We start from the raw sequence: 19,998 nt of genomic DNA on the forward strand, positions 1-19,998 counted from the left end.
CGTTATGTCCCACCGCGTTTGATATGTAGCCCGCATTCCTTGGTTTGCGGGTTTTCCCACCACCAGCGGCCGGCGCGGATGTCTTCGCCGGGGGAAATGGCGCGGGTGCAGGGGGCGCAGCCGATGCTGGGGTAAAAGGCTTCGTGCAGGGGGTTGTAGGGCACGGCATGGGTTTTGAGATAGGCCCAGACTTCCTGTTCGCTCCAGTCGGCGAGCGGATTGAATTTTTCCAGGGCGTTACTTTCGTCGTAGGTCTGTTGCGCAAGCTGCCCGCGCGTGGCGGCTTGTTCGGCGCGCATGCCGGTGATCCAGGCGCGCTGGCCGCTGAGGGCGCGTTGCAGCGGTTCGACTTTACGCAGATGGCAGCAGGCTTTGCGCAGATCGACGCTGTCGTAAAAAGCATTGATGCCATGCTGGCGCACATAGCGTTCGAGCGGTTCGGCTTGCGGGTAGTAAATTTTTAATTTCAGGCCGTAGTGGCGATCCAGTTCAGCCATTAAATCGTAGGTTTCACTGGGCAGGCGGCCGGTGTCGAGGCTGAAAATTTCAATCGGCAGCTGGTTTTTGCAGATCAGATCGGTCAGCACCATATCTTCCGCGCCCAGGCTGTTGGCAAATACGGCGGGCGAATAGTTCTGGGCGACGTGGCGCAATAAAGCGAGCGCGGCGGCAGTTTTAACGGCGGTGCGCTCGCTTAATTCCGGGGTGACGGTGAGTAGTTTCGGATTCATGATTGGGGCGCTGCGCTGCGGCAAAAGTGCGGTTGGGCACAATCGCTGCTGCCCTGGTAGGGTGCAGAAAATACCGTGAACGCTTTATCCAGGGCGTAGGCGGCATCCTTGCCATCGCTCAAGGCATAGCTATCGAAACCGACACGGCTTAAATAAAACAGTTGGTCGTGCAAGATGTTGCCCAGCGCGCGCACTTCGCCGGTGTAGCGATAGCGCTGGCGCAAGAGAGCGGCGCTGGAATAGTGGCGACCATCGACAAATTTGGGGAAATTGAGAGCGATGAGCGCGAAATGGGCGAGGTCATCGGCAATATCCTCCACCCGTTCGTCGGTTTCGAGCAAGATGCCAATGGGGTGGCCGGCAGCCAGTATGGCGTGGCGCTCGGCCTGCCACAGGGCGAGGGGGTAAATCGTTGCTTGCTGGGGTGCCGTAAAGGGCAAATGGTTTTGGGGCAGGGGGCTTTGGTCGGCGCAGGCTGTTGTGTCGCCCTGATTTTTTTCAGCGTAAACCAACCAGTGATCGACAATGTTTTGCGTGCGGGTGATGAGTTGCGCCATTTATTCGGCCTCCTTGTGTTTGGCGCGGCCATGCGCGCGCTCGGCGTAAACCTTGTTTTTGAAAGGGGCGATGCCGATGCGATCAAAGGTATCGATAAAGCGCTCGTCGGCATGGCGCGCTTCGAGATAAACGCCGATGATTTTCTCTACCACATCGGGCATTTCTTCGGCAGCAAAGGCCGGGCCTATCACCTTGCCAGTGCAGGCAGCATTGCCCTGACGCCCGCCCAGGGTGACCTGATAGAACTCTTCTTCCTTGCGATCTACACCCAAGACCCCGATGTGACCAATGTGGTGGTGGCCGCAGGCATTCATGCAGCCGGAGATGTTGAGATCGAGTTCGCCAATGTCAAAAAGGTAATCGAGATTGTCGAAGCGCTCTTGAATTGCCGTGGCGATGGGAATTGATTTGGCGTTGGCCAGATCGCAGAAATCACCCCCAGGGCAGCAGATGATGCTGGTCAAAAGGCCGATGTTGGGCGTTGCCAGGCCGGCGGCACGAGCGCTTTGCCAGACGGCGTACAGGTCGGTTTCGCGCACATCGGTGAGAATGACGTTTTGTTCGTGGCTGATGCGCAATTCGCCAAAGCTGTAACGCTCGGCCAGATCGGCGACCGTCTCCATTTGTTCGGACGTGATATCGCCCGGCGCCTGGCCGTGGGCCTTGAGCGAAAGTGTTAGCGCAGCATAGCCCGGTACTTTGTGGGCATGGGTGCAGCGGCTGCGCCAGCGGGCAAACGCGCTGTCTGGCGGGAAATTGGCTGTTTGCGCCGTGGTGTACGCCGGCGGGTTGAAGTGCGCGGCGACGCGGTCGTATTCGGCCTGTGTCAAGGTATGCGGGCCATCTTTTTCGTGCGCCCATTCGGCATCGACTTGGGCGCGAAACGCCTCGATACCCAGCGCCTGGACGAGAATCTTGATGCGCGCCTTGAAGGCATTGTCGCGCCGGCCGTAGCGGTTATAAACGCGCAAAATGGCTGTGCAATAGGTCAGGATGTGCTGCCAGGGCAGGAAGTCGCGCACGATTTCGCCACGAATCGGCGTGCGTCCCAGGCCGCCGCCGACAATCACGGCAAAGCCGATGCGCCCATCGACTATTTTTAATTGCAAGCCAATATCATGAAACCAGGTAACGGCGCGATCTTCTTCGGTGCCGGAAATGGCGAACTTGAATTTGCGCGGCAAAAAAGCAAATTCAGGGTGAAAAGTGGACCATTGGCGCAAAATTTCGGCGAGCGGGCGCGGATCGATCACCTCATCGGCAGCCACGCCGGCCAAGGCGTCGGTGGTGATGTTGCGGATGCAGTTACCGGAAGTTTGAATGGCGTGCAGCTGCACTTCGGCAAGTTCGGCCAGAATATCCGGCACATCTTCGATCTTCGGCCAGTTCAGCTGCAGATTGTGACGGGTGGTGAAATGGCCATAAGCGCGATCATATTTGCGCGCAACCTGGGCCAGACGGCGCAACTGCGTGCTGTTCAAGGTGCCGTAGGGCACGGCGATACGAAACATCGGCGCGTGGCGCTGGATGTAGAGGCCGTTTTGCAGGCGCAAGGGGCGAAATTCATCGTCCGTCAATGCGCCGGTTTGCCAGCGGCGCACCTGGTCACGGAATTGGGCAACACGTTGTTCGATCAGTTTTTGGTCGAAGTCGTTGTAACGGTACATGGGCTGTCCTTGGGGGAGGGGCGTTATTGTAAGTTCAGGTTTTAATTTCAGGCGAAAACGAGCTTGCTGCCGATCAACAGAAGCATGGCGGCGAGCAGGCGGCGCAGGATGTGCTCCGGAACTTTGGCCGAAAGCTGGGTACCCAGCCAGATGCCAGGCAGCGAGCCGAGCAGCAGGCTCCCCAGCAAGGCCCAATTGACGCTGCCAAGCCACCAATGACCAAGGCCGGCAACCAGGGTGAGCGGCACGGCGTGGGCAACGTCGGAGCCGACGATGCGCACCGGGGAAAGTTTTGGATACAGGAAAAACAACACGGCAACCCCGAGTGCACCGGCCCCGACGGAGGAAATCGTCACCAAAACACCGAGCAGCGCACCAACGCCAACGGTTATCGGCGCGATGCAGCATTGGCGCAGCGGTGAGTTTTCTTGCCGATTGGCATAATCGCGCAGTTTGCGGCCAAAAAGAATGGCAACAGCGGTCAGTAGCAGAGCAAAACCCAGGCCGTGGGAGACCACGATGCCGATGCTCTGGTGGCCGTCCGGCAAAAAAGAAAGCACGGCGATCGTCAGCGCTGCCGCCGGAATGCTGCCGGCCGCCAGGCGTGCGGTGATTTGCCAGTCGATGTGCTTTTTGCGGCTGTGCGCCACTGTGCCGCCGGCTTTCGTCAGCGCGGCATAGAGTAGATCCGTGCCGACCGCGGTGGCCGGGTGTACGCCAAAAATGATGACCAGTAGCGGGGTCATCAAGGAACCGCCGCCGACGCCGGTCAGACCGACGATTGCGCCAACGGCGAAGCCCGAAACAGTGTAGAGATAAGCATCCATGGGCGCGCATCCTACGCTGCCGCGATTGAGTCAAAAAGAATAATCAGGTAGATTGGTATATCTTTTTGTTATTAGCAGCCTTGGGTTTGGTTTTTTCCAGCCCCCGGACAAATACGCATGAAACTGCAGCAATTACGTTACATCGTCGAAATCGAGCGCCAGAGCTTGAACGTCTCGGAAGCGGCAGAAGCGTTGTACACCTCGCAACCCGGCGTTTCGAAGCAGATTCGCATGCTGGAAGACGAACTGGGTATTGCCATTTTCGAGCGCAGTGGCAAGCGTTTTACCGGTGTCACCGAGCCGGGGCGGATGGCGATCGATACCGCCCAGCGTATTTTGCGTGAAGCAGAAAACCTCAAACGTGCCTGCAGTGAGTTCGTCAGCGGCGAATCGGGGCGGCTGGTGCTGGCCACCACGCACACCCAGGCGCGCTATGTACTGCCCACGGTGGTGCGCGATTTCATGAACAAACACCCAGAAATCAAGCTCGAAATGCACCAGGGTAATCCGTTGCAAATTGCCGACTGGGTGGCCGCCGGTCAGGCGGATATTGGCATTGCCACCGAGGCGCTTGATCAGGCCTCAAAACTCATCTCTTTTCCGGTGCAGCAGTGGAGTCACTGCGTCATCGTGCCGCAAGACCATCCTTTGCAAACGGGCGGGGCGCTGACTTTGGCAACTTTGGCGCGCTACCCGCTGATTACTTACGACACCGCTTTTGCCGGGCGCTCGCGCATCAATCGCGCCTTTGAAAAGGCCGATCTGCAACCGAACATCGCGCTCACCGCGCTCGATGCCGACGTGATCAAAACCTATGTCAGCCTGGGTCTGGGTCTGGGCATCATCGCCAAACTGGCCTTTGATCCGGCGCGTGACACCGGCCTCGTGGCGCTCGATGCCGCGCATCTCTTCGAATCCAACACCACCCGGCTTGCCGTGCGCCGGGACAGTTATTTACGCCGCTTCGATTACGATTTCATCGAGCTTTTTGCCCCACAACTCGACCGGCGCAGCATCGAAATGACCTTGCAGGGTTCCGGTGAGAGCTGGCAGTTGTAGTCAGGAATCCCTACCCCATTGCGTTCAGGAACCGGCATGGCGCACGCTGCCCAGGAGCACGGCAGCGGCGGCGAAGAGGCTGCCGAAACTGCGGTTGAGCAGGCGCTGTTGTTCCGGGCGGCGCAGCAGGCGTAAAACACGGGCGGCAAGGCCGGTGTAGGCCCCCATGACGATCAAATCGACCGCAACCATGGTGACCAGCATCATGAGCTGTTGCTGCAACAAAGGCTGCGCCGGATCGAGAAATTGCGGCAGCACGGCGAGAATGAAAACAATCGCCTTCGGGTTGCTGGCATTGACCACGAAACCGCGCAGCATCAATTTTTTCGCCGAGCTCTGCGCGCTTTGTGTGTTCAGTGCGAGCGTTTCGAGCGGTGCCGTCCATTGCTTCCAGCCCAAATACAAGAGATAGACGACGCCAAACCATTTGATCAGGGAAAACGCCAGTTCAGACCTTGCCAGTACCGCGCCGATGCCCGCTGCGACGATGCCGACTTGCACGATCAGCGCCAGTTGCAGGCCGATCGCATTCCAGTACCCCCGCCGAAAACCATGCGCCAAGCCCGCCGACATCGAAGCAATCGCTCCGGCACCAGGCGACAGGCTGATTAGCCAGCAGGCAATGAAAAAACTGAACCAGGTGGAAAAACTCATGCGTAACACGGGAAAGAGGGTAAAACGGGCGCACAGTTTGCCACAGCCCGGCGCAGCTGCCCGGATGTTTGGCGAAAACTTTGCGAGGCATACGCCGAAGAAATGCTGCGGCGCATCCGCCCCCGCCCTTGTTGCAAGAGCAGGGGCGGTTTCTCAGCGGGGCAGGCGGGTTTCGCCCATGAGGAAGCGGTCGATGGCACGGGCGGCTTGCCGGCCTTCGCGGATGGCCCAGACGACGAGCGACTGGCCGCGGCGCAGGTCACCGGCGGCGAAAACCTTGCCGATGTTGGTGGCGTAGCCGTTGGGGTCGTCGGTACCGGCGGCGGCGTTACCCCGGCTGTCGCGGTTGATGGCAAAGGATTCGAGCAGTGCGGCACTCGGCTGGGTGAAGCCCATGGCGAGAAAAACGAGCTCGGCTTTCAGTTCAAAGCTGGAATCAGGAATTTCCTGCATTGTGCCGTTTTGCCAGGTAAGTCGGGCGCAGCGCAATGCAGTGAGTTGGCCGTTTTCGCCCAGAAATTCCTGGCTGGCAATCGCCCAATCGCGCCCGCAGCCTTCTTCGTGCGAGGAAGAGCTGCGCAGTTTTTGTGGCCAGTAAGGCCAGGTGAGGGGTTTTTTTTCTTCGCCAGGCGGTTTGGGCAGCAATTCGATTTGCGTCACGCTGGCTGCGCCTTGCCGGTTGGCGGTGCCGACACAATCAGAACCGGTGTCGCCGCCGCCGATCACGATGACGTGCTTGCCGTGCGCATCGATCGGGTTTTTTGCGCCGCCGCCGATTTCCTTGTTTTGGGCAATCAGGTAATCCAGCGCGAAATGCACGCCGGCCAACTCGCGCCCGGGAATGGGCAGATCGCGCGGGGTTTCTGCGCCACCTGCCAGCAATACGGCATCGAACTCGCGCAGCAGGCGTTCCGGCGCGATAGTGCGTGTCGCGTCATTGGCGATGTAGTGTGGCAGCGCATCGCCCACCAGGGTGCGCAATTCGAAATGCACCCCTTCGGCTTCCAGCTGCGCCACGCGTTGATCGATCAAAATTTTGTCGAGTTTGAAATCAGGGATGCCGTAACGCAGCAGGCCGCCGATAGCGTCATTTTTTTCGAACACCGTGACCGCGTGGCCGGCGCGCGCCAGTTGCTGCGCTGCCGCCAGACCGGCCGGCCCGGAACCGACGATGGCCACCCGCCGCCCCGTCGGCTTGCTCGCCGGCTGCGGGCTAATCCAGCCCTTGGCGCGGGCAGTGTCGATAATGGCGCGTTCGATCGACTTGATGCCGACCGGCGCATCATTGATGCCCAGGGTGCAGGCGGCTTCACAAGGCGCGGGGCAGATGCGGCTGGTGAATTCCGGAAAATTGTTGGTGCGGTGCAGCCGCTCGCTGGCCGCTTGCCATTGCCCGCCATAGACCAGATCGTTCCAATCCGGAATCAGGTTATTGACCGGACAGGCGTTATTGCAAAATGGCACGCCGCAATCCATGCAGCGCGCCCCCTGGGTGCGGGCTGCGACTTCACTGAGCGGATGCACGAATTCCCGGTAGTGTTGCAAACGTTCGCTGACGGGATCATAGGCTTCGTGCTGGCGCGCGAATTCGAGAAATCCAGTGGGCTTACCCATGTTATGCGACCTCCTTCACGGCGGCGGCGCCTTTGTCTTGCAGGGCGCGGCGGTATTCATTGGGGAAAACTTTGACAAAACGGCTGCGGTATCTCGCCCAATCGGCCAGCACATTACGGGCAATTTCGCTGCCGGTAGCGGCAAGGTGCTTGTTCAAGAGTTCGCACACCAGGTTTTCGTCGCTCATGCCGTGGTGCAAAGGACTGTCCGCCACCTGGGCGGCAGCGGGCAAGACAGCATCGAGCTTGACCGAGGCGAGGTTGCAACGTTGCGCAAACCGGCCGTCCAAATCGAGCACATAGGCGATGCCGCCGCTCATGCCGGCGGCAAAATTGCGCCCGGTGCGCCCAAGCACCAGCACCGTGCCGCCCGTCATGTACTCGCAGCCGTGGTCGCCGACGCCTTCGACCACCGCCGTCGCGCCGGAATTGCGCACGGCAAAACGCTCGCCGGCGACACCGCGAAAAAAGGCTTCGCCTTCGGTGGCACCATAGAGCACGGTGTTCCCGACGATGATGTTGTCGCTCGCAGCACCGCGAAAGGCGGCCGGGGGTTGTACGCTAATCTGGCCGCCACATAAGCCTTTACCGACGTAATCATTGGCTTCACCAGTCAAATCGAGGGTGATGCCGCGTGCGAGAAACGCTCCGAAACTCTGCCCGGCGGTGCCGTTCAAGCGAATGTGGATGTGTTTGTCGGGCAGGCCGGTATGGCCGTGACGGCGGGCGAGTTCGTAGGAGAGCAGGGTGCCGACGCTGCGGTTGAGGCTGCGGATGGGCTGCGCCAGGCTGACCGGCGCGCCGCCTTCGAGAGCGGTTTGCGCCTGTGCAATCAGTTGTTGGTCGAGGGCGCGCTCCAGGCCATGATCCTGCTCTTCTGTGTGTCGGCAAGATAACTCGACGGGCAGGGTGGGGCGGTAAAAAATGCGTGAAAAATCCAAGCCGCGCGCCTTCCAGTGCGTCACACCTTTTTGCATGTCGAGCAGGTCGGCGCGTCCGATCAACTCGTCAAAACGGCGCAGGCCGAGCGTCGCCATGATCTGGCGGACTTCTTCAGCAACGAAGAAGAAGTAATTGACGAGATGCTCCGGTTGGCCGGAAAAGCGCCGGCGCAGCACCGGGTCTTGTGTGGCGACGCCGACCGGGCAGGTGTTGAGGTGGCACTTGCGCATCATGATGCAGCCGCCGACGACGAGCGGCGCGGTGGCAAAGCCGAATTCATCGGCCCCGAGCAGCGCGCCGATCACCACATCGCGCCCGGTCTTGATCTGGCCGTCTACCTGCACCCGCACCCGGCTGCGCAGGCGATTGAGCATGAGAGTTTGCTGCGTTTCGGCCAGCCCCAGCTCCCAAGGCGCGCCGGCGTGTTTGATCGAGGACAGCGGGCTGGCCCCGGTGCCGCCGTCGTGGCCGGCAATCACCAGATGATCCGCCTTGGCCTTGGCAACCCCGGCAGCGACCGTGCCGACACCGACTTCCGACACCAGCTTGACCGAGATGGAAGCCACCGGATTGGCGTTTTTCAGATCGTGAATCAGCTGCGCGAGGTCTTCGATAGAGTAGATATCGTGGTGCGGCGGCGGCGAGATGAGGCCGACACCGGGCACCGAATGGCGCAGGAAACCGATGTAATCGCTGACCTTGTGGCCGGGCAGCTGACCGCCTTCGCCTGGTTTTGCGCCTTGCGCCATCTTGATCTGAATTTGTTCGGCATTGGCCAGATACTCGGCGGTGACGCCAAAACGCCCGGAGGCCACCTGTTTGATTGCGCTGCGCAGCGAGTCGCCGGCCTGTAGCGGCGTGTCGCGTTCGATGCGCCCGGCACCAAGAATGCTCGCCACCGTGTCGCCGGCTTGTGCCGGGCGGAAGCGGCGCGCATCTTCGCCGCCTTCGCCGGTATTTGACTTGCCGCCGATGCGGTTCATGGCAATCGCCAGCGTGCTGTGCGCTTCGGTCGAAATCGAACCCAATGACATGGCCCCGGTGGCGAAACGCTTGACGATCTCGCTCGCCGCTTCGACTTCTTCCAGCGGCACCGGTACGTCGGCCAGGCGGATCTCGAACAGGCCGCGCAGCGTCATGTGGCGCTGGCTCTGGTCGTTGATGATGCTTGCGTACTCCTGGTAGGTATCGAACTGGCCCGAGCGCGTGGCGTGCTGCAGCTTGGCGATGGCATCCGGCGTCCACATATGCTCCTCGCCGCGTACCCGGTAAGCGTATTCGCCGCCGCAGTCGAGCCCGCTGTTTTGTGTGTCGCCAAAGGCGCTGGCGTGTGCATGCAGCGCTTCCAGGGCGATTTCCTTCATGCCGATGCCTTCGATCCGCGTCGGCGTGCCGGTGAAATAGCGGGCGACGAAGGCCGAGGCCAGCCCGACCGCTTCGAAAATCTGTGCACCGCAGTAAGACTGATAGGTAGAGATGCCCATTTTCGACATCACCTTCATCAGCCCCTTGCCGATCGCCTTGATGTAGCGCTTGTGGCATTCCTCGGCACTCGGCGCGCCGGGCAGGGTGGGGGCGAAGGCGCTGATGCTGGCGAAGGCCAGCCAGGGGTGGATGGCTTCCGCGCCATAGCCGGCGAGCACCGCGCAGTGGTGGGTTTCGCGGGCGTCACCGGTTTCGACGATGAGGCTGCAGTTGGTGCGCTGGCCGGCGCGCACCAGATGCTGATGAACCGCCGAGCAGGCGAGCAGCGACGGAATCGGCGCGCGTTCCGGCCCGGTGTTGCGGTCAGAGAGGATGAGCACCGAAGCGCCGGAGCCGACGGCGTGCTCGGCGCGTAGACAGACTTGATAGAGCGCATCGCTCAAGCCGGTCGGACCGTCTGCCGCCGGGCAGGTGATGTCGACCACCTGGGCGCGAAAAGCGCCATCGGTGAGCGTGTCGATATCCTTCAGGCGCGCCATGTCGGCCGGCGAGAGAATGGGCTGGCGCACCACCAGGCGCGGCTGTGGCGTGGTTTCGTCGATGCCGAGCAGGTTGGGATTGGGGCTGACCAGCGAGATCAGCGACATGACGATTTCTTCGCGGATCGGGTCGATCGGCGGGTTGGTCACCTGCGCAAAAAGCTGCTTGAAATAATGGAAAAAAGGTTTGTGGCGGCCGCTGAGCACCGGCAGCGGGCTGTCGTTGCCCATCGAGCCGGTGGCTTCTTCAGCCAATTGCGCCATGGGTTCGAGAATGAATTTGAAATCTTCTTCGGTGTAGCCAAAGGCGCGCTGTATGTCGTGCAGCGGCACGGCCAGACGCTCGGCAGGCTTGGCGGCGGGCAGGTCTTCGACATAACGGCGCGATTGTTCGACCCACTGACGATAGGGGCGGGCGGCGGCGAGCTGGTTCTTGACCTCATCGTCGCCGATGATGCGCCCGCGCTCCAGATCGATGAGCAGCATTTTGCCCGGCTGCAAGCGCCACTTGCGCACGATGCGCTCCTCGGGAATGGGCAGCACGCCGGATTCGGAAGAAAGAATCACCAATTCATCGTCGGTAATCAGATAGCGCGCCGGACGCAGGCCGTTGCGGTCGAGCGTTGCGCCAATCTGCCGGCCATCGGTGAAGGCCACCGCCGCCGGGCCGTCCCAGGGCTCCATCAGGGCCATGTGGTACTCGTAGAAAGCGCGGCGCTCTTCGTCCATTTGCGCATTGCCGGCCCAGGCTTCCGGGATCAGCAGCATCATCGCGTGCGCCAGGCTGTAGCCGCCCATCACGAGAAGCTCGAGTGCATTGTCAAAGCTTGCCGAATCGGATTGGCCGTCGTAAATCAAGGGCCAGATTTTGGGCAGGTCTTCGCCGAAACGTGGTGAAGAAATGCCGTGCTCGCGGGCGCGAATCCAATTCACGTTGCCGCGCACGGTATTGATTTCACCGTTGTGGGCAATCATGCGGAAAGGGTGGGCCAGGTCCCAGGTCGGGAAGGTGTTGGTGGAAAAACGCTGATGCACCAGGGCCAGCGCCGACACCAGACGCTCATCGCTGAGGTCGGTGAAGTATTCGCCCACCTGATCGGCCAGCAGCATGCCTTTATAGACGATGGTACGGGTGGAGAGGGAGGGCACATAAAAGGTGCGCACATCCGGCAGCTTGAGCGCCTGGATGTGGTGGCCGGCTTCCTTGCGGATGACATAAAGCTTGCGCTCAAAGGCATCGATGTCGGTAATTTCTTCGCCACGAGCAATGAAAACCTGGCGTATCACCGGCTCGCATTCGCGTGCGGCCTGCGCCAGCCTTTGATTATTCACCGGCACATCGCGCCAGCCGAGCAGGTGCTGGCCTTCGTAACGGATCGTGCGTTCAATGGCGGCGACACAGGCGCGCCGGCTTTCCGGGTTTTGCGGCAGGAAGATCATGCCCACCCCGTATTCGCCCGCCGGCGGCAGGCTGATGCCTTGCTGCAGCATTTCGCTGCGCAAAAAAGCATCCGGAATCTGCAGCAAAATACCGGCACCGTCCCCCAGGAGCGGGTCGTAGCCGGTGGCCCCGCGATGTTCGAGATTTTTCAGGATTTGCAGGCCCTGCGCCACGATGGCGTGACTTTTCTGGTTTCTGATGTGGGCGACGAAACCGACGCCGCAGGCGTCATGTTCCTGAACGGGGTCGTACAGACCCTGTCGATCGGGTTGGTGCATATCAGTCTTCCTTGTGCGAAAGGTGAGGGTGGGGCAGGTGAGTTTCCAGGCCGAGTTCCTGAATTTTGCGGGCGATGGTGTTGCGTCCTATACCCAGGAGTTGGGCTGCATCGCTGCGCCGCCCGCCGCTGGCCGCAAGCGCACGGCGGATCAGGGTGGTCTCGAAAATCTGCGTCAGCGCCTCCCAGGTCGTCCCCGGGTGTTCTGCCAGATGTTGATCGATCGCCTGGGCGAGCGCGCTCGACCAGTTCGCTGCGGGCGCGGTTGAATCAGGGCGGTCGTTATTTTTTTGCTCGTTGGGCAAATCGCTCATTTCGATTTGCTGCCCGGGGGCCATGACGGTCAACCAATGGCAGAAATTTTCCAGTTGGCGCACATTGCCCGGCCAGGGCGCGTTTTGCATGAAATCGAGTACGGCGGCAGAGAGCTGCTTGCGGGCAACGCCAAGTTGCTGGGCGCTATTGGCAAGAAAATGTGCCGCCAGCGCCGCAATGTCTTCACGCCGCTCGCGCAGTGGCGGCAAGCGCAGGCGGATGACATTGAGGCGATGAAACAGGTCTTCGCGAAAAAGGCCGTCTTTTACCCGCTGCTCGAGGTTTTGATGCGTGGCCGTGATGATGCGCACATCGGCGCGTAAAGCGTGATGCCCGCCCACCCGGTAAAAATGCCCGTCGGAGAGGACGCGCAAAAGCCGGGTTTGCAGATCGATCGGCATGTCGCCGATTTCATCGAGAAACAAAGTGCCGCCGGCAGCTTCTTCAAAACGCCCGATGCGCTGGGTATTGGCACCGGTAAAAGCATTTTTTTCGTGACCGAACAATTCCGACTCAAGGAGTTCGCGGGGAATGGCGGCGCTATTCAAGGCGATGAACGGCCCCGAGCGGCGCGGCCCATGGCGGTGCAGCGCGCGCGCCACCAGTTCTTTACCGGTGCCGGATTCCCCATTGATGAGCACGGTGGCGTGTGAATGGCTCAGGCGGCCAATGGCGCGAAACAAATCCTGCATGGCCGGTGCCTGACCGAGAATTTCCGGCGTCAGTGTCGCCAGCGCCTCCCCCGCTGCGCTCGGAGCCGCTTGTGCACGGTGCGCAATGGCGCGGTGCACCAAGGCCAGCGCCTGGTCGACATCAAAGGGCTTGGGCAGATATTCAAATGCCCCGCCCTGAAAAGCCGCCACGGCCGATTCGAGGTCGGAATAGGCAGTCATGATGATGATCGGCAGCGCCGCATCGTATGTTTTGGCGATATGGAGCAAGTCGAGCCCGCTATGGCCAGGCATGCGAATGTCGGAAAGAAGCACGCTGGGTGCCGAGCCTTCTTCCAGACGGGCAATGGCGGCGTCGGCGCTGGCAAAGCTCAGGCAGGGGATATTTTCGCGGGCCAGGGCTTTTTCCAGCACCCAGCGGATCGAGCGGTCGTCATCGACGATCCAGACAGCGTTCGAACCGATGCTCATGCGTCTTCCTTGGCAGAAGTAAAAAGCGGCAGGCGCACGGCAAACACGGTGCGCCCGGGAACGGAATCAATCTCGATGCTGCCCTGGTGCTGCTGCACGAGGTTATGCGCGAGGGCCAGCCCGAGCCCGGTACCCCCGGCGCGGCGGGAAATCAGCGGAAAGAAAATTTGTTCGCGGATATCTTCGGGAATGCCCGGGCCGTGGTCGATGATTTGTACTTCCAGGGCCAGGCGGTAACGTTTTTTGGCCAACGTCACTTGGCGCAGGATGCGGCTGTGTACGCCAATTTCGCCGCTGCCGTGCATGGCCTGCGCACCATTGCGCGCGATATTGAGAAAAACCTGGGTCAGTTGCTGACGATCGCCGGTGATGTCGGGCAGCGAGGTGTCGTAAAAACGTTGCACGCGGATGCCGGGAAATTCAGCGGCCAGCAGCTTCAGCACGGGTTCGAGCACAGCATGGATGTTGAGTGTTTCCGGCTGAATGGCGCGATGCGAGGAAAGCAGACGGCGCATCAGATCTTGCAGGCGGTCGGCTTCGGCAATGATGATCTGGGTGTATTCGCGCAGCGCCGGGGTTTCCAGTTCGTGTTCCAGAAGCTGCGCTGCGCCACGAATGCCGCCCAGCGGATTCTTGATTTCATGCACCAGGTTGCGGATCAGCTCGCGGTTGGCGCTTTGCTGCAAGGCTTCGCGCTCTTCGCGGGCCGTACGCAGTTGTTGGTCGAGCGGATGAAATTCAAGCAGAAAACGCAAAGCCCCGAGCGCCAGTGGGCTGACCGTGCAATCGAGGTGAATTTCTTCACTTTTATCGCGGCTGACCACGATGTCGTGCCGGGCATGGCTCCAGCGGTCGGTGCCGGCATGATCGAGCGTGGCTTGCAGACCATGCACCGCTCCCAGCACCGCCGCCAGCGGTTTGCCCAGGCAGCTGCGGCGGCTGACCGCAAACAGGTTTTCTGCTGCCGGGTTGCAATGCACGATGCACTGCGCCGCATCGAGCAACAAAACGGCCGAAGATAAGAGATCCAGTCCGGCAAAAATCTGGCCGGGCTGAAGATCGGAAGCGGCTAAAACCTGAGCAGGCACGATGGTTTCAATCTACGGGCGAGAGGGCCGGGCGGCACGTGGATATTTTGCTTACGGCCGCCCTGACGGGCTTACAGCGAATAATACATCTCGTATTCGAGCGGATGCGTCGTCATGCGAAAACGCTGCACTTCCTCCATTTTCAGCGCAATGAAGGCATCGATGAAGTCATTACTGAAGACACCGCCACGGGTGAGGAATTCACGATCCTGGTCGAGATATTCCAGCGCCTGCTCCAAACTGGTGCATACGGTCGGAATCTTGGCATCTTCTTCGGGCGGCAGATCGTAAAGATTTTTGTCGGCCGCTTCGCCCGGGTGAATTTTGTTTTGCACGCCGTCCAAGCCGGCCATCATCAGCGCGGCAAAACACAGGTAGGGGTTGGCGGTCGGGTCGGGAAAACGGGTTTCGATGCGCCGTGCCTTGGTGCTCTGCACATAAGGAATGCGGATCGAAGCGGAGCGGTTGCGCGCCGAATAGGCAAGCTTCACCGGCGCTTCATAACCGGGCACCAGGCGTTTATAGCTGTTGGTACCGGGATTGGTAATGGCGTTCAGAGCCCGCGCATGTTTGATGATGCCGCCGATGTAATGGAGCGCAAATTCGGAAAGCCCCGCATAACCGTTACCGGCAAAGAGATTTTTACCATCCTTCCAGATCGACTGATGCACGTGCATGCCGGAACCATTGTCGCCAACGATGGGTTTGGGCATGAAAGTTGCCGTCTTGCCGTGCTGATGCGCAACGTTATGCACAATGTATTTGAGGATCTGGGTCTGGTCGGCGCGCCGCACCAAGGTATTGAATACGGTGCCGATTTCGCATTGGCCGGCGGTGGCCACCTCGTGGTGATGCACTTCGACCGGCACGCCGCAGGCTTCGAGCGCGATGCACATGGCGACACGGATGTCGTTCAGGCTATCGACCGGCGGTACCGGGAAATATCCCCCTTTCACGCCGGGGCGGTGGCCGGTATTGCCGGCGGGGAATTTGTCGGCGCTCGACCAAGCGGCTTCTTCCGAGAAAATTTTGCTATAGGCGCCGGACATGTCGATCTTCCATTCCACCGAATCGAAAATGAAAAATTCCGGCTCCGGGCCAAAATACGCGGTGTCCCCCAGGCCGGTGCTTTGCAGATAGGCCTCAGCGCGACGTGCGATGGAGCGCGGGTCGCGATCGTAGCCCTTACCATCGGCCGGCTCGATCACATCACAGGTCAGCACCAGAGTGGTTTCCTCCATGAAGGGGTCGATATAGGCCGATGCCGGGTCTGGCATCAACTGCATGTCGGAGGCCTGAATTCCCTTCCAGCCTTCGATGGAGGAGCCATCAAAGGCATGCCCTTCAGCCAGTTTGTCGAGATCGACGGTATGCGCCGGCACACCGACGTGCTGCTCCTTGCCGCGAATGTCGGTAAAACGGAAATCGACGAAACGCACTTCCTTTTCCTGAAGCATGCGGATGAGGTCTTGGGGGGTCATGAGAAAAACTCCTGAAGAAGGGTAAAAGCGAGGGTGAAAAGCCAGAGAAAAAAGCGGCCGCATTGCGAACAAGGGCGTTAAAGCATTTAGCGTGCCAGCTGGTGGCGCGCATCTATCGCACTGATTTTTAATGGTTTGTTTTTTATTGCCCGCCAGCACTTGAGCGCTTTGCACCCGGTTGGTGCAAACCATTCTGATTGCTGCACTGTATTGGTGCGCGGTTTTGCTGGGATATAAAAAAACCGTCCGGACCTCGAAAGGGCATCCGGACGGAAAAACCCGCACAGGGATTCCAGTGCTTCAGTAGCGGTAGGCCGATTCGCCGTGGGCGCTGATGTCCAAACCAGCACGTTCTTCTTCTTCCGATACCCGCAAACCGATGGTGAAATCGATGAGTTTGTAGAGAATCAGGGAAACGATGCCGCTCCAGGCGATGGTGATCAGCACGCTGTAGGTCTGCACCCAGACTTGCGCCACGATCGAAAAGTCCGCCGCACCGGTGCCGCCCAGGGAGGGAGCCGCGAACACGCCGGTGAGGAGGGCACCGACGATACCGCCGATGCCATGTACGCCAAATACGTCGAAAGCATCATCTACCCGCAGCCAGCGTTTTAAGCCACTGACGCCCCACAGACAGGCTGGGCCGGCGATCAGGCCAAGTACGAGGGCGGCCATTGGGCCGATCAAACCCGCTGCCGGAGTCACCGCAACCAGACCGGCAACCGCACCGGAAGCGGCTCCCAGCATCGACGGTTTGCCCTTGAGCAGCGCTTCTCCAGCGATCCAGGCCAGCGTTGCGGCGCTCGTGGCCAGGATGGTGTTGATGAACGCCAGACCAGCCGTCGCATTGGCGGCCCCGGCGGAACCGGCGTTGAAACCGAACCAGCCGACCCACAGCAAGGAGGCACCGACCATGGTCAGCGTCAAGCTGTGCGGTGCCATCGATTCGCGACCGAAACCGATGCGTTTGCCGACCAAATACGCCCCGACCAGCCCTGCCATGGCGGCATTGATGTGCACCACAGTGCCGCCGGCGAAATCCAGCGCGCCATCTTGCGCCAGCAGGCCGCCCCCCCAGACCATGTGGGCCATGGGCACGTAGCTGAAGGAGAACCACAGCACGCTAAAGAGCATGACCGCCGAAAACTTCATGCGCTCGGCGAAAGCGCCGACGATCAGGGCACAGGTAATGGCGGCAAAGGTCGATTGAAAGGCGATGAAAACGTACTCGGGAATGGTGTTCAGGGTGCTGGACAGGGTGTTCGGTGTGAGGCCGCGCAGAAACAACCTGTCCAAACCGCCGTAAAAATTTCCTGTGCCGTAAAAAGTCAGGCTGTAGCCGTAAATCGCCCACAAAATCGTGATGACCGAGAAAATTACAAATACCTGCATCAGGACCGACAGCATGTTCTTGGCCCGCCCCAGGCCCCCATAAAAGAGGGCCAGACCAGGAATGATCATCAGGATGACGAGCATGGTCGAGGTCAGCATCCATGCGGTGTCGCCACTGTTAAGGCTTGGCAGCGCGCCGGTTTCGGCAGCAGGTGCGGCCGCTGTACTGACTGCGACGGCCGTCTCATGGGTAAGGAGCGCCCCGGCTTCAGCGGTTTCCTGGGCCATAGCCAGCGAACTCAGGCTCAGACTGGCGGCGAACAGCAGGCGGGTGAAAAATTTGCGCATGACAATCCTCCTAAAGTGCGTCTGCGCCGGTTTCACCGGTGCGGATGCGCACGACCTGTTCCAGGCTGTGCACGAAAATTTTTCCATCACCGATTTTTCCGGTCGTGGCAGCGCTCTCGACGGCGTCGATCGCCGCTTCAAGAAGCTGCGCCCGCACGGCGACTTCGATCTTGATCTTGGGCAGAAAATCGACCACGTATTCCGCACCGCGATACAACTCGGTGTGGCCCTTTTGCCGGCCAAATCCCTTGACTTCGGTTACGGTGATGCCCTGAACGCCGACGGCAGCCAGCGCTTCGCGCACTTCGTCGAGCTTGAAGGGCTTGATGATGGCGGTAAGCATTTTCATGTTGATTCCTTTCGTTAAGGCGATCAGAAGGATTTGCTGAAACTCAGAATGGCCGTGCCCCGCCCGACATCCTTGAAATTGCGTGTACCTTCGCTGCTGCCCCAGCAATACGCTTCACCCGCCGAACAGCTGCCTTCGGCATTAGTGTCGGAATAGGCCAGGCCGATGACGCCGAAACCGAGATCCTTGGTGAGGCCGAGCCGCCAGTCGCTGTAGGAGGCATCGCGCCTCCCCTTGACCTTTTGGTGTCCGACATGGCCGGTCAGGCCCCAGCCGTCGCCAAGATCGTAGGTGGCGTTCAGTTCCAGGTAGCCCGAGCCGCGCGTTTTGCCGCCGTTATCCGTGGTCCAGCCGACGAAATGGCTGGAAACCGTATGCGAATACTTCAGGCTCAGCCATTTCCACGACACGGCACCATAGGCTTCCAGCGTATCTGCCCGCACCGAACCGGATACGCGACCGTGGCCGGGATAGTTGTAGGACAAGAGGCCCAGGTCGTAGCCGAAATCTCCCCCCAAAGATCCCTTGTAGCCACCGTAAATATCGAGTTCGAGGGGGTAACTACCCCCTAGGCCATCGCTCACCCAGGAAATACTCGATCCCCAGATGCCGGCGTAAAGACCGCTGGCGTGCGCATAATCAACCCCGCCTTGCACTGCCGCTTGAGTGTGCGTCTGGCTGATGCCGCGATAAATGAAATCGCTGACCAGTCCGAGATTGCCGGTCAAGGCATGGGGTGAGGGCGGCGCTTCGTCGGCGGTGGCGGCCAGGGAAGCAGACAGGGCGCTCACGAACAGGGCAATGGTTTTTTTGTTCATGGAACTCTCCAGAGTGGTGATAAAAAACGAGATGCACACTGGAAAAGCAGCTTTTGTGCCACAGTTCTTTAATTGTTAAAAAACAAATCGTTATAATTGTTTATTAATGTTAAACATTAATAAAAAACAGCCTCAGATGCACGATTTTGAGTGGACAGCGCTGCCCCATTGCACCGTGCTGGGGCGCGCTTTCATGGTGCCGGGCCGACGAGGAAACAATCACTTGAGGCGTATCTAAGTCAGGCGGCGAAACAGTTTTCGATTTTTTTCTGCACAAAGTACACGCCTTGTTTTTTATCGACGCTCGCTTTGGGTCTGGCAAAGGGCTTTGCACAAAATTGGCGCATAGCACGGGGTATGGCGCACCGAAACGGTGCGCAAAATTCATTTTTTGCCTGCGCCAATGATTTAAAACTCTTTGTAAATCAAGACGATGGATTGATTTTGTGGATTGGCACGCTTGCTGCAATGACGCCAGGCAATGACATTTGCCCGGAAAGGAAGCCTTATGGCGGCAGGTTTGCGTTTCACCAAGATGCACGGCATCGGCAACGATTATGTGTATGTGAATGGCTTTGTCGAAACGGTGCAGGACCCGGCCGCTTTGGCGCGCAGCATCAGCGAGCGGCATTTTGGTGTGGGCTCTGACGGTCTGGTGCTGATTTTGCCGTCGAACGTGGCGGATGCACGGATGCGTATGTTCAATGCCGACGGTTCGGAATCCGAGATGTGCGGTAACGCCGTGCGCTGCGTGGGCAAATATGTGTACGACGCCGGTATTTGTCCGCGTGACAGCGTGCGCATCGAGACGCTGGCCGGGGTAAAGGAATTGCAACTGCGTTTTGCCGAAAGTGGAGTCGTCGATGGGGCGGTGGTCGACATGGGCGAACCGGAGCTGATTGCGGCGCGCATTCCGCTGTGCGTGGCGAAAGAGGGCGCGACCCAGCCTTTCGTTGCGCATCCGGTGCACATCGATGGTCACAGCTATGCGCTGACCGCCGTGTCTATGGGCAACCCGCACGCCGTGGTGTTCATGGACGGCATCGACCAACTCGATCTGCCGCGCTTGGGGCCTTTGTTCGAACACCATCCCTTGTTCCCACGGCGGACCAATACCGAATTCGTTGAAGTTCTTTCGCGCCACAAATTGCGGATGCGTGTTTGGGAGCGTGGCGCGGGAGAAACGCTGGCCTGCGGCACGGGAGCGTGCGCCGTGGCGGTGGCTGCGGTGCTGGAAGGACGCGCCGAGCGCAGTGTCGAGATCGAATTGCGCGGCGGCAGCCTGCATATCGAATGGGATGCAAGCAATCAGCACGTTTACATGGCGGGCGGTGCGACAACGGTGTTCGCCGGAACCTACCCGCTGTAATTTTTATGATTTTTTATTGCACA

15 protein-coding genes are annotated in these 19,998 nt (G+C 59.8%); 2 read left to right on the plus strand and 13 right to left on the minus strand.

Going from position 1 to position 19,998, the window contains the following annotated elements; genetic code table 11:
* Nucleotides 1-2: 2 nt before the first annotated feature.
* The 4 genes from ACM62Q_RS03050 to ACM62Q_RS03065 are packed head-to-tail and all read right to left on the minus strand — an operon-like array spanning nucleotide 3 to nucleotide 3,783.
* On the minus strand, nucleotides 3-731 hold the full coding sequence (locus ACM62Q_RS03050; protein WP_415033506.1) for a phosphoadenylyl-sulfate reductase: 729 nt from the start codon (nucleotides 729-731) through the stop codon (nucleotides 3-5).
* Nucleotides 728-1,288, minus strand: coding sequence for a DUF934 domain-containing protein (locus tag ACM62Q_RS03055; RefSeq protein WP_415033507.1), 561 nt, complete (start codon nucleotides 1,286-1,288; stop codon nucleotides 728-730). Before ACM62Q_RS03055 ends, ACM62Q_RS03050 begins: the two co-directional genes overlap by 4 nt.
* A complete protein-coding gene (locus ACM62Q_RS03060; protein WP_415033508.1) occupies nucleotides 1,289-2,956 on the minus strand; it encodes a nitrite/sulfite reductase in 1,668 nt (555 codons plus the stop codon).
* A 47-nt stretch (nucleotides 2,957-3,003) separates the two neighbouring features.
* Nucleotides 3,004-3,783, minus strand: a complete 780-nt coding sequence (locus ACM62Q_RS03065) for a sulfite exporter TauE/SafE family protein (protein WP_415033509.1) — start codon at nucleotides 3,781-3,783, stop codon at nucleotides 3,004-3,006.
* A gap of 117 nt (nucleotides 3,784-3,900) precedes the next feature.
* Here ACM62Q_RS03065 and ACM62Q_RS03070 point away from each other — a divergent pair, with 117 nt between their 5' ends.
* Nucleotides 3,901-4,842, plus strand: coding sequence for a CysB family HTH-type transcriptional regulator (locus tag ACM62Q_RS03070; RefSeq protein ID WP_415033510.1), 942 nt, complete (start codon nucleotides 3,901-3,903; stop codon nucleotides 4,840-4,842).
* 24 nt (nucleotides 4,843-4,866) lie between these two features.
* Here the strand turns inward: ACM62Q_RS03070 and ACM62Q_RS03075 are convergent, their stop codons facing one another.
* The 9 genes from ACM62Q_RS03075 to ACM62Q_RS03115 form a co-directional block, all read right to left on the minus strand.
* The gene (locus ACM62Q_RS03075) at nucleotides 4,867-5,496 is read right to left on the minus strand and encodes a LysE family transporter (protein WP_415033511.1); all 630 of its coding nucleotides are present in this window, start codon (nucleotides 5,494-5,496) and stop codon (nucleotides 4,867-4,869) included.
* A gap of 153 nt (nucleotides 5,497-5,649) precedes the next feature.
* Complete coding sequence (locus ACM62Q_RS03080; protein WP_415033512.1) at nucleotides 5,650-7,110, minus strand: glutamate synthase subunit beta; 1,461 nt, start codon at nucleotides 7,108-7,110, stop codon at nucleotides 5,650-5,652.
* Between the two features lies 1 nt (nucleotide 7,111).
* Nucleotides 7,112-11,734 carry a glutamate synthase large subunit gene (gene gltB, locus ACM62Q_RS03085; protein ID WP_415033513.1) on the minus strand — a complete coding sequence of 1,541 codons (4,623 nt, stop codon included), beginning with the start codon at nucleotides 11,732-11,734 and terminating at the stop codon, nucleotides 7,112-7,114.
* Nucleotide 11,735: 1 nt separating this feature from the next.
* Nucleotides 11,736-13,190 (minus strand): nitrogen regulation protein NR(I), encoded by a 1,455-nt coding sequence (gene ntrC / locus ACM62Q_RS03090; protein WP_415033514.1) that lies wholly within the window; start codon nucleotides 13,188-13,190, stop codon nucleotides 11,736-11,738.
* The gene (gene glnL / locus ACM62Q_RS03095) at nucleotides 13,187-14,278 is read right to left on the minus strand and encodes a nitrogen regulation protein NR(II) (RefSeq protein WP_415033515.1); all 1,092 of its coding nucleotides are present in this window, start codon (nucleotides 14,276-14,278) and stop codon (nucleotides 13,187-13,189) included. The genes ntrC and glnL overlap by 4 nt, the downstream gene beginning before the upstream one ends.
* A 71-nt stretch (nucleotides 14,279-14,349) precedes the next feature.
* On the minus strand, nucleotides 14,350-15,759 hold the full coding sequence (gene glnA, locus ACM62Q_RS03100; RefSeq protein WP_415033516.1) for a type I glutamate--ammonia ligase: 1,410 nt from the start codon (nucleotides 15,757-15,759) through the stop codon (nucleotides 14,350-14,352).
* Nucleotides 15,760-16,059: 300 nt separating this feature from the next.
* Nucleotides 16,060-17,439 (minus strand): ammonium transporter, encoded by a 1,380-nt coding sequence (locus tag ACM62Q_RS03105; protein ID WP_415033517.1) that lies wholly within the window; start codon nucleotides 17,437-17,439, stop codon nucleotides 16,060-16,062.
* Between the two features lie 10 nt (nucleotides 17,440-17,449).
* The gene (locus tag ACM62Q_RS03110; protein ID WP_415033518.1) at nucleotides 17,450-17,788 is read right to left on the minus strand and encodes a P-II family nitrogen regulator; all 339 of its coding nucleotides are present in this window, start codon (nucleotides 17,786-17,788) and stop codon (nucleotides 17,450-17,452) included.
* Nucleotides 17,789-17,811: 23 nt separating this feature from the next.
* A complete protein-coding gene (locus tag ACM62Q_RS03115) occupies nucleotides 17,812-18,606 on the minus strand; it encodes a TorF family putative porin (RefSeq protein ID WP_415033519.1) in 795 nt (264 codons plus the stop codon).
* Between the two features lie 508 nt (nucleotides 18,607-19,114).
* Here ACM62Q_RS03115 and dapF point away from each other — a divergent pair.
* Entirely contained in the window at nucleotides 19,115-19,975 is an 861-nt protein-coding gene (dapF, locus tag ACM62Q_RS03120) for a diaminopimelate epimerase (protein ID WP_415033520.1), read from the plus strand.
* Nucleotides 19,976-19,998 lie beyond the last annotated feature (23 nt).

The organism is Azonexus sp. (assembly GCF_047638095.1).
Taxonomy (GTDB): Bacteria; Pseudomonadota; Gammaproteobacteria; order Burkholderiales; family Rhodocyclaceae; genus Azonexus.

Coding starts and splice junctions, on each gene's coding strand:
- ACM62Q_RS03050 (WP_415033506.1), bottom strand. CDS start 731: ATGAATCCGAAACTACTCACCGTCACCCCGGAATTAAGCGAGCGCACC.
- ACM62Q_RS03055 (WP_415033507.1), bottom strand. CDS start 1,288: ATGGCGCAACTCATCACCCGCACGCAAAACATTGTCGATCACTGGTTG.
- ACM62Q_RS03060 (WP_415033508.1), bottom strand. CDS start 2,956: ATGTACCGTTACAACGACTTCGACCAAAAACTGATCGAACAACGTGTT.
- ACM62Q_RS03065 (WP_415033509.1), bottom strand. CDS start 3,783: ATGGATGCTTATCTCTACACTGTTTCGGGCTTCGCCGTTGGCGCAATC.
- ACM62Q_RS03070 (WP_415033510.1), top strand. CDS start 3,901: ATGAAACTGCAGCAATTACGTTACATCGTCGAAATCGAGCGCCAGAGC.
- ACM62Q_RS03075 (WP_415033511.1), bottom strand. CDS start 5,496: ATGAGTTTTTCCACCTGGTTCAGTTTTTTCATTGCCTGCTGGCTAATC.
- ACM62Q_RS03080 (WP_415033512.1), bottom strand. CDS start 7,110: ATGGGTAAGCCCACTGGATTTCTCGAATTCGCGCGCCAGCACGAAGCC.
- gltB (WP_415033513.1), bottom strand. CDS start 11,734: ATGCACCAACCCGATCGACAGGGTCTGTACGACCCCGTTCAGGAACAT.
- ntrC (WP_415033514.1), bottom strand. CDS start 13,190: ATGAGCATCGGTTCGAACGCTGTCTGGATCGTCGATGACGACCGCTCG.
- glnA (WP_415033516.1), bottom strand. CDS start 15,759: ATGACCCCCCAAGACCTCATCCGCATGCTTCAGGAAAAGGAAGTGCGT.
- ACM62Q_RS03105 (WP_415033517.1), bottom strand. CDS start 17,439: ATGCGCAAATTTTTCACCCGCCTGCTGTTCGCCGCCAGTCTGAGCCTG.
- ACM62Q_RS03110 (WP_415033518.1), bottom strand. CDS start 17,788: ATGAAAATGCTTACCGCCATCATCAAGCCCTTCAAGCTCGACGAAGTG.
- ACM62Q_RS03115 (WP_415033519.1), bottom strand. CDS start 18,606: ATGAACAAAAAAACCATTGCCCTGTTCGTGAGCGCCCTGTCTGCTTCC.
- dapF (WP_415033520.1), top strand. CDS start 19,115: ATGGCGGCAGGTTTGCGTTTCACCAAGATGCACGGCATCGGCAACGAT.